The sequence below is a fragment of the Kitasatospora sp. NPDC001132 genome (genome assembly GCF_053598415.1).
On the sequence record NZ_JBSFKF010000010.1, the window covers coordinates 1 to 11032 of the forward strand.

The following is an 11032-nucleotide window of genomic DNA, read 5'->3' on the forward strand; positions in this document are numbered from 1 at the left end:
GGCTGCCCCGGTTGGAGGGCGTCGGCGACTGGGAGCGGCTCGGGGAGTACACGATGTTCCTCCAACTGCCCGACAGCGCGCTCAACGAATCCCTCCTGCCGAACCCGCTGCGGCGCCTGCTGGACGACGGCGCCGGCGCCCGGCTGGAGGAGACGCTGCGCTGCTTCCTGGAGAACGCGGGCTCCGTACCCAGGACGGCGGAGGTGCTGGAACTGCACCGCACCTCGCTGTACTACCGGCTGCGCCGGATCCAGGAGATCACGGGCCTGGACCTGGACGACGGCGCGCACCGCCTGGTGCTGCACATGGGGCTGCGGCTGTGGGACCTGCTCCAGTCCACTCCGGAGGCTGCCGTCCGGTAGCCGGCGGCCGGGGTGGGCCGTTGCTACAGAGCGATGAAGCTTCGTCGGGCAATCCCTACGTCGGTCGGTGGTCAACGGTTCCGGTGCGCGGCGAGAATCGTCACCACGAGCTGCCGCTCATCCCCCGGCCGCCGTGCCCCTCTCCGGGCGGCGCGGCGAGCCCCAGCACCCGTACTGAACCCTCGCAACCGGTCGGAGCCTCCCGTGATCCCGTCGGGTCCCTCGCCCATGCCCGAAACCCCCGCGCCCGAAAGCCCCACGTCGGAACGCCGAGTCCAGCAGCTCGTCCAGTCCGCCCTCGGCGGCGGTGACTGCGTCGACGTCCTGTCCCCGCCGCCCGGGGCCGACCCCGAGGACTGCCTCTACGTCCTCCTGCACGTGCGGGGCGCGGCCACCGTGCGGCGCGGGAGTGTCAGCACGGTGCTGGCGCCGGGGGACCTGCTGATCGGCACCGCCGTGCACCCGGTGGGTCTGCTGCAGGACGCGCAGAGTCTGATGGTGCGTTTCCGGATCCCGTGCTTCTACCTGGGCGTGCGGCAGGCCGACGTCCGGCGTGCGGGTGGGCTGGTGGCGCGGGGGAGCGAGGGCGTCGGCTCGCTCGCCTCGCAGCTGCTGCGGACGCTCGTCGTCCAGTCCCGGGCGCACCGGGCCCGGCCGGGCAACCACCTGGCGCGCAGCGTCTGCGACATGGTGGCGGTCCTGGTGGCGGAGCTGCTGGAGCGGGAGGCGCCGGAGCAGCCGGGCGGCGCGGCGGAGCTGCTGGCACGCATCCGGGCCCACATCGAGGAGAACCTCGCGGATCCGGATCTGGCGCCGGAGTCGATCGCCCGCTCGCAGCACATCTCGGTGCGCTATCTGCACAAGCTGTTCCAGCAGGACGGGACGACGGTGGGCCAGTTCGTTCGGCAGCGCCGACTGGACGCCTGCCGCCGGGAGTTGGAGCGGCCGTCCCGGCGGCAGCGCAGCGTCTCCGCGGTGGCGCACCGGTGGGGTTTCGTCAGCCACTCCCACTTCAGCCGGACGTTCCGCGACGCCTACGGGGTCTCGCCGCGTGAGTGGCAGGCCTACGCCACCCAGAACGACAGCCGCACTCCGGCCTCCTGACCCCTGCGCCACGACTCCTCCGCCACCCGCCGAAAGGCCGCCATGCCCTCCATCCGGCCCACCGTCGTGCTCGTCCACGACGGCTGCTCCGACGCGACCACCTGGTTCGGCGTCGTCGCCGAACTCCACCGCCGTGGACTGACGGTCCTGGCCGTCGCGAACCCGTTGCGGGGCCTCGCCCATGACGCCGCCTACCTGGCCGACGTCGTCGCGGGCATCGACGGCCCCGTCGTCCTGGTCGGCCACTCCTACGGGGGCGCCGTGATCACCGAGGCCGGGGCCGCCCCCAAGGTCCTCGCGCTGGTCTACGTGGCCGCCTACCTCCCCGACGTGGGGGAGAGCCACGAAACGCTCGCCGGCCGCTTCGCCCCCGCCCCGCTCATCCCCCGGCTGCGGCGCACCGAGTCCACCACCGGCGGCACCGGCCGTCCGGCGGAGCTCACTGTGCCCGCGGAGTGTTTCCGGCCGCTGGTCGCCGCCGACCTCGACGCGGAGGTGGCGCAGGTGCTGGCCGCGATCCAACGCCCCGTGGCCGAGAGGGCGTTGACCGACGCGCCGACGGTGGCGGCCTGGCGCGAGAAGCCCTCGTGGGCCCTGGTGACGGGCGCCGACCAGGCGCTCGCACCGGACGTCCAGCGCTTCACGGCCGAGCGCGCCGGGGCCACCGTCCTCGAACTGCCCGACGCCTCCCACGCCGTGGCCGTCTCCCGGCCGAGCACGGTCGCGGAGTTCATCCACGAGGCGGCCGGATCGGCCTCCGTGCGGTCGGCGGCGGCCTCCGTGCGGTAGCGGCGGCGTTCCGCGGAGCCGATGCGCGGACGCGCCGGTGCCGACGGGCGGCCGGGCGACGAGGTGCCCGGCCGCCCGCCGGTGAGCGCGTCCTGCCGGTCAGCGCTCGCTGTGGATCTCCGCGACGTAACCGCCGGGGAACCGCACCATCGCGCTGTCCCGGCCGCCCGCGCGGACCGGTCCCGACAGCACCGTGGCGCCGGCGGCCTTCGCCTTGTCCAGGGTGGCGCCGAGGTCCGACACCCCGTAGCCGGTCAGCTCCTTGCCGAACGGGTAGGGCAGGTGGCCGTCGGTCACCGCGACCGTGGTGGTGCCGAAGCCGGAGGTGAGCCGGATGAGCCGGTACGTCGTGCCGGGCAGACCGAGGGCGGCGCCGTCGGCCTTCCGGTCGTCGGAGACGATCCGGCCCTGGGTGAAGGCGAGGTAGCTGTGCAGGAAGTCGCCGACGGCGTCCGGCGACAGGTAGAGCCGGTTCTCCGGCACGCTGGCCAGCGGCGGGTACGACGTCGGGCCGGTGTGCACGTAGAGCTGGGCGCTGATCCCGCCGGGGAACTGGACGACGGCGTCCCGGCCGATCGGGTCGGCGAACGGCGCCACGGTGACGGTCGCGCCGTCGGCGCGGGCGGCCTTGACCGCCTGGTCGAGGTCGGTCACCAGCCAGCCGGTGCGCTCGGTGCCGAAGGGGTACGGGATGGGCGTGGTGTAGTCGAACACCGACAGCGTGCCGACCGGGGAGACGACCAGCTCGGACAGTGTCCGGCTCGGCGCCGGGGTCACCTGGGTGGAGACCGGTCCGATCGTGGTGCCGCCGAAGGTGGACGTCCAGCTGGTCACGAAGGCCTGCTCGGTGCCGGGCTCGACGTAGACGTGGGTGGTGTCGTACTGCGGGCCGACGGCGAACTGGCGGTGCTGCCCGCCCGACGCGCTCGCCGCGGTGCTCTGGGACGCGCTCTGGGGTGCGCCCTGGGCCGCCGAGACGGCGGGGGCCGCCGTGACGGCGGCGAGCGCCGCCACCAGCGGAACGATGCGGCGGGCCGAACGAAGCTTCACGGGAAACCTCCTGTCGTGGAGCGCGCCCGGTGCCCGTTCGAACGGACACCGGGCGCGGGTGCGCGGTGGCCGGTACCGCCGTCACCACTGGGCCTGGGGCGGTGACGGCGGTACCGACGTCTGTGCGGACGGCCGCGTTCGGGTGGGGCGGCCGTCCGGGCTACTTGGCGAGGAAGGCGAGCAGCGCGGCGTTGACTTCCTCGGCGTGGGTCCAGAGCAGGCCGTGCGGGGCGCCCTCGATCTCGACGTAGTCCGCGGCGGGCAGGGCCTTGTGGAAGGGGCGCGCGGTGTTCTCGATCGGCAGGGTGCGGTCGCCGGTGCCGTGCAGGATGAGGGCCGGCACGTCGATGCGGGCGATGTCGGCGCGGAAGTCGGTGTACCAGGTGGTCGGCGCGGCCGAGGCGGCGAAGGCGCCGCCCGAGGTGGCGACGTTCCAGCTGTTGCGGACGGCCTCCTCGCTGATCCGGGTGCCGAGGTTCTCGTCCAGGTTGTAGAAGTCGTTGAAGAAGTCGGTGTAGAAGGCGAAGCGGTCGGCCTTCACCGCGGCGACGACGCCGTCGAAGAACTCCTTCGGGGCGGCGCCGTCCGGGTTGTCGTCGGTCTTCAGCAGGAACGGCTCCAGGGAGGCCAGGAAGGCGACCTTGGCGACGCGGGCCGAGCTGTACTCGGACACGTAGCGGGCGACCTCGCCGGTGCCCATGGAGAAGCCCACCAGGACGGCGTCGCGGACGTCGAGGGTCTCCAGCACGGTGTTCAGGTCCGCGGCGAAGGTGTCGTAGTCGTAGCCGGTGGTCGGGTGCGAGGACCGGCCGAAGCCGCGGCGGTCGTAGGTGATGACCCGGTAGCCGGCGTCCAGCAGGGCGGCGCTCTGGCGCTCCCAGGAGTCGCCGTTCAGCGGGAAGCCGTGGATCAGCACGACCGGCTGGCCGGTGCCGTGGTCCTCGTAGTAGATGTCGATGGAGGTGGAGTTCTCCTGGCCAACGGTGATGTAAGGCATGGGGTTTCCCTTTCCTAGCGCAGCGGGGCGGCTGCAACGGGACCCACGCTAGGCGCCACCGGATCCGGCCGGTTGCCTGTGAGAGCACCCCGAGTCGTCCCAGAGCGCCGAGCCGGGGCGCGAGTTGACGGCGGGGGCCCGAACTGCCCTTCGGTGCACGGACCGACCGCAGGCAGTGCGCCGTCGGAACAGGCCGCGGCGGTCGCGTTCCTAGCCTGAGGGGCACAGAAGCACGTGACACGAGGGCCTCGGTGAGGCCTCGGTGAGGACGCATACATGACGACGAACGACATGCCCACCGTCGTGCTGGTGCACGGCGCGTTCGCCGACGCCTCCAGCTTCGCCCGGGTGATCCCGGAGCTGCTGGGCGACGGACTGAAGGTGGTGGCGCCGGCGGTGCCCAACCGCAGCCTGATCGGGGACTCCGCCTACATCGCGTCGGTGGTCCGGCGGATTCCCGGGCCGGTCGTGCTGGTCGGCCACTCCTACGGCGGCGCGGTGATCACCGTGGCGGGTGCCGAGGAGAACGTCAAGGGCCTGGTGTACCTGGCGGGTTACGCGCTGGAGGAGGGCGAGAGCCTGGGCAGGCTGCAGGGCGGCTTCCCCGAGTCCGAGCTCGCCACCGCCCTGGTGTACACCCCCTTCCCGCTGGCGGACGGGGACGAGGGCACCGACGTCTCGGTGGAGGCCGACCGCCTTCCGGAGATCTTCGCGGCCGACGTCGACCCCGCCCTCGGCCGGGTCCTCGCCGTCACCCAACGTCCGCTCGCCGCGACCGCGTTCAGCGAGCCGGCGCCCACCGCCGCGTGGCGCGACAAGCCGTCGTGGGGGATCGTCGCCAGTGCTGACCGGACCCTCAACCCCGAGGTCCAGCGGTTCGGCTACCAGCGCGCCGGGGCGACCACCGTCGAGGTGGACTCCTCGCACCTGGTGATGCTCTCCCACCCCGGGTGCGTCGCCGACGTGATCCGCGAAGCCGTCCGGTCCGTGGCCCACTGACCACCCCCGCAAGCACAGAACCTAGGAGCACCATGATCAACCAGCAGCCGCGCCTCCACCAGCACGGTCCCGAGATCCAGGAGTTCGGCACCGTCACCCAGCTGCCGATCGCGCTCTCCCACGACGCCCGGCAGTACTCGTGCCAGCGGCTCAACCGGGTCCTCGCGGACACCCAGTTCCTGTACGCGCTGTACAAGAAGTACCACTGGGGCATGCGCGGACCGACGGCCTACCAGCTGCACCTGCTGTTCGACAAGCACGCCCAGGAGCAGCTGGAGCTGGTCGACGCGCTCGCCGAGCGGGTGCAGAGCCTCGGCGGCGTCGCCGTGGGCGACCCCCGGCACGCCGCCGAGATCACGGGCGTGCCGCGCCCGCCGGACGGCATCGAGGGCGTGCACTCGATGCTCTCGCGTCTGCTCGACGCCCACGAGACCATCCTCGCCGACGTCCGCGACGCCGCCACCCGCACCGCGGAGCTCGGCGACGACGGCACCCAGGACCTCCTGGTCTCCCAGATCATCCGCACCGGCGAGACCCAGGTCTGGTTCCTCGCCGAGCACCTGGTCGTCGCTCCCGGTACCGGGGAGTGACCGCGGGCCGGGCCTGTTCGTCGGCAGGCCCGGCTCCGCTCAGTGCCGGGCCCGTTCGTCGGTGGGCCCGGCACTTTTCTCGTTTCCGCTCATCGTCCTCGGAGGTACCCGTGCCCGGCCGCCATCCGCTCCCCGGTCACGGCCCCGCCGCGGCCGGGGACTGCGCCACGCCCGTACTGAACGCGCAACTCAACATCGGGGAGGGGAAGGTCATCGACCTGCCGGTGCGTTTCGTGTACCGCGCGCGGGCGCCGTTCTCCGTGGTCATGGAGTTCCCCGGCTCCGACCCGGCGGTCGGGACGTGGGAGTTCTCCCGCGACCTGCTGTGGAAGGGCCTGCACCGGCCGGCCGGGATGGGCGACGTGCGGTTCGCCCCGCCGTGCCGCTGCCACGGCCGCCGGCTGCTGCGGATCACGCTCAGGGGGGACGACGGCACCGCCTCGATCGACGTCCCGGTCGAGCCGGTGCACAGCTGGCTGCGCGAGCGGAGCTTCGCCCTCGTGCCGCGCGGCGACGAGGCCCGACTGATCGACTGGGACGCCGAACTGAGCAGGTTGGCCGGTGGTCGCTGAGCCGCCCCCGGGCGTGGTTCCCACGAACTGCCGACCGGCATGCGCGAATCGGCTGTGCCCGTACCGGAAACCCGGTACGGGCACAGCCGATTCGCGTTCCGTCAGGGGAGCCCCGAGCCCGGGAGCCCGTGCGGGACGCCCGCTACAGGGTCCGGCGCACGCCCGCCTGCTGCTCCAGCCGGTTCAGCTGGCCGGTCAGCCCCGCGTGCATGGCGTCCCGCACGGGGCCGCTGCGCCCGATCCACAGGACCTCCCGGCCCCGCAGCTCCTCCAGCATCAGGGCGTAGGCCGCGTACATCGCGACCGCGGCGAGGAGCATGCCGAGCGCGCCGGCGACGTGCCCCAGCCAGGCCTCGCCCGAGACGCCGTAGAGACCGGCGACGAGGTAGCGCGGAACGGCGATCATCAGGAGCACCCACAGCACCCTCTTCGGCCTCGCCACCGAGGCCATCAGGGCCGCGAAGACGGTGAACACCAGGTTCATCACGCCCAGGACCCGGGCACCGCCGGGGGCGTCCGACGCCGTGACCAGGCCGTTGGCCAGCCAGGCACCGGCGAACCCGCCCATCAGCGTGGCCGCGATGACGTCGCGGGCGCCGAACGCGAGGATGCTGACCAGCAGTTGGAGGACGAACGCGGAGAACAGCGTGAGCGCCACGGCCTGCCGGTACGCGCCGTCGACCAGGCCGAGCTGCAGGCTGCTGGCCACGGTGGAGGAGATGGCCACCGTGAAGAAGCCCAGGGGCATCGGCGAGGCGATGGGCCGCAGGGTGAGCCGTGTCATGGCGTGCAGGTCCGGCTCGCGGCCGGGGCCCGCCGCCCGGTCCGCGCCCGTGGGCGCCCCGTTCCCGGCCTCCGTCGGGCCCGGCTCGCGTACGCGCGTCTCTTCCGTCGTCGGTGTCGTCATCATCTCGCTCCCTGCTCTCGGTACTTCGGGTACTTCGGGTACTTCGCATGTATGCCGACGGGCTCGGGCTCCGGGTGGTCTTCCCACCCGGGCCCGAGCCCGTCCGGTGTCGGCTGCCTGACCGCGGTGCCGACCGGGGTCAGTCGCGGTGCAGGGCGAGCCGGGTCGCCAGTCCGCCGCCCACGCCGGCGACGGCGGCGGCGGGCAGGCACCACAGGGGCCAGTCGGCGAGGCCGAGCGCCCCGTCGACGGACCACTGTCCGGGGCCGGTGGCGGTGAGTGCCGCGGCGGTGGTGATCAGGACGAACGGGAACTCGTACCCGTCGTGCTGGACCCACAGGCCGTGCGGCCACTTGACCGTCAGGGCGACGGTCATCACCCCCATGACGCCCGCGCCCGCCAGCGGGGTGAGCAGACCGGCGGCGAGCATCAGCCCGGCGCCGATCTGGGTGCCGCCGGCGGCCACCGCGGTGAGCTTGCCACCGCGGAAGCCGTCGCCCCGGAACTCGGCGCTACCGCCGTCGAGTCCGCCGCCACCGAGGTGGAAGCTGACCTTCTGGACGCCGTGGCCCGCGATGAGCAGGCCGACGACCAGGCGCAGCAGGAGTAGACCCGTGTTCATGTCGGACTCCGTCGGATCGATGGGGTCCGTCAGCCGGCGGCGTGCGGGTTGATCATGGACTGGGCGTAGACCAGGCCCATGCCGTAGGCGCCGCCGTGCTCCTTGACGAGCTCGGTGACCGCGACGTAGGTCTCGGTGCGGGCCCAGTCGCGCTGGAGCTCCAGGAGGACCTGGATCCAGGTGACGGGGACGGCGCCGGCGGCGGTCATCCGCTGCAGGGCGTGCTCGTGCGCCAGTGGGCTGACACCGCCGGAGGCGTCGGCGACGACGTAGACCTCGTAGCCCTGGTCCAGCGCCGAGAGCGCCGGCAGGACGAGGCAGACCTCGGTCCACAGGCCGGAGAGGATGATCTTCTTGCGGCCGGTGGCCTTGACGGCCTCGACCAGGGCCTCGTCCTCCCAGGCGTTCATCGTGGTGCGGTCGATGACCTCCTGGTCGGGGAAGACGGCCTTCAGCTGCGGCAGGATCGGGCCGGAGAAGGACTCGGCGGCGACGGTCGACAGGACGGTCGGGACGCCGAAGATCTTCGCGGCCTTGGCCAGGCCCTCGGTGGCGTTGATGATGGCGGTGCGGTCGCCGCTGCCGGTGCCGAAGAACATCTGCGGCTGGTGGTCCACGAACAGCATCATCGCGTTGTCCGGGGTGAGCAGGTCCGGGCTCGGGGCGGCGTGGACGTTGGCGAAGTCGACCATGGGTCTTCTCTTTCTCGTGAATGAGGGGAACGACGCGGGAAAGTGACACCACGTCAGGTTCGGCCCGGCTGGATCGGCAGGGCTTCACGTCAACGACACTAGCCCGCGATCGGCGGGATGTTCTGCTCACTCTGCGCCCGGGACTGTCCCGACAACGCACGACCGACCGCACCCGCCCGGCCGGCCCGCGTCAGTGCGCTGCCGGGCAACCGGCCATGCGCTGCGAAGAACCTCGCCCCACCGCCGCCTGCCTACGTTCGCCGGGTGGCCTCGCGCCGAATCACCCACCCAACGAAGGGGCTTCCCTTGTCCACCATGCCTGTCGCCGGCGTCCGCCCCGGCACCCCCGACGAGCCCGCCGACCTGGTCGTGCGCAACGCCAAGGTGTTCACCAACGACCCGCGCCGCCCGCAGGCCACCGCCGTGGCCATCCGGGACGGACGGATCCAGGCCGTCGGCGACGACGCGGACGTCGTCCCGCTGGTCGGCCCCGGCACCCGGGTGGTCGACGCGCTCGGCCGCCGGGCCGTCCCCGGCCTCAACGACGCGCACCTGCACGTCATCCGCGGCGGCCTCAACTACGTGATGGAGCTGCGCTGGGACGGCGTCCCCACGCTGCGCGAGGCCCTGACCATGCTCCGCCGGCAGGCCGAGCGCACCCCGCCCGGCCAGTGGGTGCGGGTGGTCGGCGGCTGGTCGGCCGACCAGTTCGCCGAGCGGCGCCTGCCCACCCTGGCCGAACTGAACGCCGCGGCCCCCGACACCCCCGTCTTCGTGCTGCACCTCTACCAGTCGGCCCTGCTCAACAAGGCCGCCCTGCGCGCCGCCGGCTTCACCCGCGACACCCCCGACCCGGTCGGCGGCCAGATCGTGCGCGGCAACGACGGCGAGCCCACCGGCCTGCTGATCGCCGCCCCCGGCGCCCTGCTGCTCTACTCCACCCTCGCCAAGGCGCCGATGCTGGACGAGTCCGACCGCATCGGCTCCACCCGGCACTTCCTGCGCGAGCTCAACCGCTTCGGCCTCACCTCCGCGATCGACGCGGCCGGCGGCTTCCAGGCCTTCCCCGAGAACTACGGCACCGTCATGGAACTCGCCCGCCGCGGCGAGCTGAGCCTGCGCATCGCCTACCACCTCTTCCCGCAGACCGCCGGGCAGGAGCTCGACGACCTCAAGCGCTGGGTCGACACCGTCCGCCCCGGCGAGGGCGACGAGTGGCTGCGCCTCAACGGCGCGGGGGAGAACCTCACCTGGGCCGCCGCCGACTTCGAGAACTTCACCGAGCCGCGTCCGCAACTGGGCGCCTACGAGACCGAGTTCGAGAAGGCTGTGCGCCTGCTCACGGAGAACGGCTGGGGCTTCCGCCTGCACGCCACCTACGACGAGACCATCCGCCGCGACCTCGCCGTCTTCGAGAAGCTCGCCGCCGAGGGCCTCTTCCCCCAGGGCAACCGCTGGCTCTTCGACCACGCCGAGACCGTCAGCAAGGACAGCCTCGACCGGATCGCCGCCCTCGGCGGCGCCGTGTCCGTCCAGAACCGCCTCTCCTTCCAGGGCGAGGCCTTCGTCAACCGCTACGGCGCCCCCGCCGCCGCCGAGGCGCCGCCGCTGCGCGCCATGCTGGACCGCGGTCTGACCGTCGCGGCGGGCACCGACGCCACCCGGGTCTCCTCCTACAACCCGTGGGTCGCCCTGCACTGGCTGGTCTCCGGCCGGGCCGTCTCCGGCCGACGCCTCGCGGCCGAGCACAACCGGCTCGACCGCGCCCAGGCCCTGGAGCTCTACACCCTCGGCGGCGCCCGCCTCACCGGCGAGGAGGACGTCAAGGGCCGCCTGACGGTCGGCAGTTACGCGGACCTCGCACTGCTCAGCGCCGACTACTTCACGGTGCCCGAGGCCGACATCCCGCACATCGAGGCCGTTCTGACCGTCGTCGGCGGGCGCATCGTCCACGCCGCCCAGGAGCACGAGGGCCTGGCCCCGGAGCTGCCGGAGATCTCGCCGTCCTGGAGCCCGGTCACCGAGTTCGGCGGCTACCACGCCACCCCCGCCCCCAGCCTGGCCGCCGGCGTCCGCCAGGCCGAGGGCGTGCTGGAGGCCGTGGCGGCCTCCGGCGAACAGCACGCCTGGCGCCAGGCGCGCGGCCTCGCCCTGCCCGGGCAGCCGCAGACGCCGATGGACCCCTGCTTCTTCTGACGCACCCGCCGGTCCCGTCACGGGGCACCGCCTGCACCAGGCGGTGCCCCCCCCCCCTACCCCCGTAGCCCCCCCCCCCCCCCCCCCCGGGGGCGGCGGGGGCCCCCCCCCCCCCCCCCCCCCCCGCCGGCCCCCCCAAACAACCCCCCCCC

At 73.3% G+C, this 11032-nt stretch carries 12 protein-coding genes; 7 read left to right on the plus strand and 5 right to left on the minus strand.

Annotation, left to right across the window (positions count from 1 at the left end; all coding sequences use genetic code 11):
• The 3 genes from ACWDBE_RS15850 to ACWDBE_RS15860 all read left to right on the plus strand — a co-directional run.
• Window positions 1–362, plus strand: a 362-nt coding sequence (locus tag ACWDBE_RS15850; protein ID WP_449808308.1) for a PucR family transcriptional regulator, incomplete at its 5' end; no start/stop codon positions are given.
• 228 nt (window positions 363–590) lie between these two features.
• Window positions 591–1466 carry a helix-turn-helix domain-containing protein gene (locus tag ACWDBE_RS15855; protein WP_449792625.1) on the plus strand — a complete coding sequence of 292 codons (876 nt, stop codon included), beginning with the start codon at window positions 591–593 and terminating at the stop codon, window positions 1464–1466.
• A 42-nt stretch (window positions 1467–1508) separates the two neighbouring features.
• The gene (locus ACWDBE_RS15860; protein ID WP_449808309.1) at window positions 1509–2255 is read left to right on the plus strand and encodes an alpha/beta fold hydrolase; all 747 of its coding nucleotides are present in this window, start codon (window positions 1509–1511) and stop codon (window positions 2253–2255) included.
• Between the two features lie 99 nt (window positions 2256–2354).
• Here ACWDBE_RS15860 and ACWDBE_RS15865 read toward each other — a convergent pair whose 3' ends face one another.
• A complete protein-coding gene (locus tag ACWDBE_RS15865) occupies window positions 2355–3305 on the minus strand; it encodes a VOC family protein (protein WP_449792623.1) in 951 nt (316 codons plus the stop codon).
• A gap of 160 nt (window positions 3306–3465) precedes the next feature.
• Window positions 3466–4302 carry an alpha/beta fold hydrolase gene (locus ACWDBE_RS15870; protein ID WP_449792622.1) on the minus strand — a complete coding sequence of 279 codons (837 nt, stop codon included), beginning with the start codon at window positions 4300–4302 and terminating at the stop codon, window positions 3466–3468.
• Between the two features lie 276 nt (window positions 4303–4578).
• Here ACWDBE_RS15870 and ACWDBE_RS15875 point away from each other — a divergent pair, with 276 nt between their 5' ends.
• The 3 genes from ACWDBE_RS15875 to ACWDBE_RS15885 all read left to right on the plus strand — a co-directional run bounded on the left by ACWDBE_RS15875 (window position 4579) and on the right by ACWDBE_RS15885 (window position 6463).
• Window positions 4579–5301, plus strand: coding sequence for an alpha/beta fold hydrolase (locus ACWDBE_RS15875; RefSeq protein WP_449792621.1), 723 nt, complete (start codon window positions 4579–4581; stop codon window positions 5299–5301).
• A gap of 32 nt (window positions 5302–5333) precedes the next feature.
• A complete protein-coding gene (locus tag ACWDBE_RS15880) occupies window positions 5334–5891 on the plus strand; it encodes a Dps family protein (RefSeq protein WP_449792620.1) in 558 nt (185 codons plus the stop codon).
• A gap of 110 nt (window positions 5892–6001) precedes the next feature.
• Window positions 6002–6463 carry an SsgA family sporulation/cell division regulator gene (locus tag ACWDBE_RS15885; protein WP_449792619.1) on the plus strand — a complete coding sequence of 154 codons (462 nt, stop codon included), beginning with the start codon at window positions 6002–6004 and terminating at the stop codon, window positions 6461–6463.
• Between the two features lie 142 nt (window positions 6464–6605).
• On the opposite strand, the gene ACWDBE_RS15890 is transcribed toward ACWDBE_RS15885, so the two are convergent.
• From ACWDBE_RS15890 to ACWDBE_RS15900, 3 genes are all read right to left on the minus strand, one after another.
• Window positions 6606–7370, minus strand: a complete 765-nt coding sequence (locus tag ACWDBE_RS15890) for a GPR1/FUN34/YaaH family transporter (RefSeq protein WP_449808310.1) — start codon at window positions 7368–7370, stop codon at window positions 6606–6608.
• A 139-nt stretch (window positions 7371–7509) separates the two neighbouring features.
• The gene (locus ACWDBE_RS15895; RefSeq protein ID WP_449792617.1) at window positions 7510–7992 is read right to left on the minus strand and encodes a DoxX family protein; all 483 of its coding nucleotides are present in this window, start codon (window positions 7990–7992) and stop codon (window positions 7510–7512) included.
• Between the two features lie 29 nt (window positions 7993–8021).
• Window positions 8022–8684 (minus strand): hydrolase, encoded by a 663-nt coding sequence (locus ACWDBE_RS15900; protein WP_392875070.1) that lies wholly within the window; start codon window positions 8682–8684, stop codon window positions 8022–8024.
• A gap of 315 nt (window positions 8685–8999) precedes the next feature.
• Between ACWDBE_RS15900 and ACWDBE_RS15905 the strand changes: the two genes are divergently transcribed.
• Window positions 9000–10880 carry an amidohydrolase gene (locus ACWDBE_RS15905; protein ID WP_449792627.1) on the plus strand — a complete coding sequence of 627 codons (1881 nt, stop codon included), beginning with the start codon at window positions 9000–9002 and terminating at the stop codon, window positions 10878–10880.
• Window positions 10881–11032: the final 152 nt, after the last annotated feature.

Coding starts and splice junctions, on each gene's coding strand:
- ACWDBE_RS15875 (WP_449792621.1), top strand. CDS start 4,579: ATGACGACGAACGACATGCCCACCGTCGTGCTGGTGCACGGCGCGTTC.
- ACWDBE_RS15900 (WP_392875070.1), bottom strand. CDS start 8,684: ATGGTCGACTTCGCCAACGTCCACGCCGCCCCGAGCCCGGACCTGCTC.
- ACWDBE_RS15905 (WP_449792627.1), top strand. CDS start 9,000: ATGCCTGTCGCCGGCGTCCGCCCCGGCACCCCCGACGAGCCCGCCGAC.
- ACWDBE_RS15870 (WP_449792622.1), bottom strand. CDS start 4,302: ATGCCTTACATCACCGTTGGCCAGGAGAACTCCACCTCCATCGACATC.
- ACWDBE_RS15890 (WP_449808310.1), bottom strand. CDS start 7,370: ATGACGACACCGACGACGGAAGAGACGCGCGTACGCGAGCCGGGCCCG.
- ACWDBE_RS15880 (WP_449792620.1), top strand. CDS start 5,334: ATGATCAACCAGCAGCCGCGCCTCCACCAGCACGGTCCCGAGATCCAG.
- ACWDBE_RS15855 (WP_449792625.1), top strand. CDS start 591: ATGCCCGAAACCCCCGCGCCCGAAAGCCCCACGTCGGAACGCCGAGTC.
- ACWDBE_RS15895 (WP_449792617.1), bottom strand. CDS start 7,992: ATGAACACGGGTCTACTCCTGCTGCGCCTGGTCGTCGGCCTGCTCATC.
- ACWDBE_RS15860 (WP_449808309.1), top strand. CDS start 1,509: ATGCCCTCCATCCGGCCCACCGTCGTGCTCGTCCACGACGGCTGCTCC.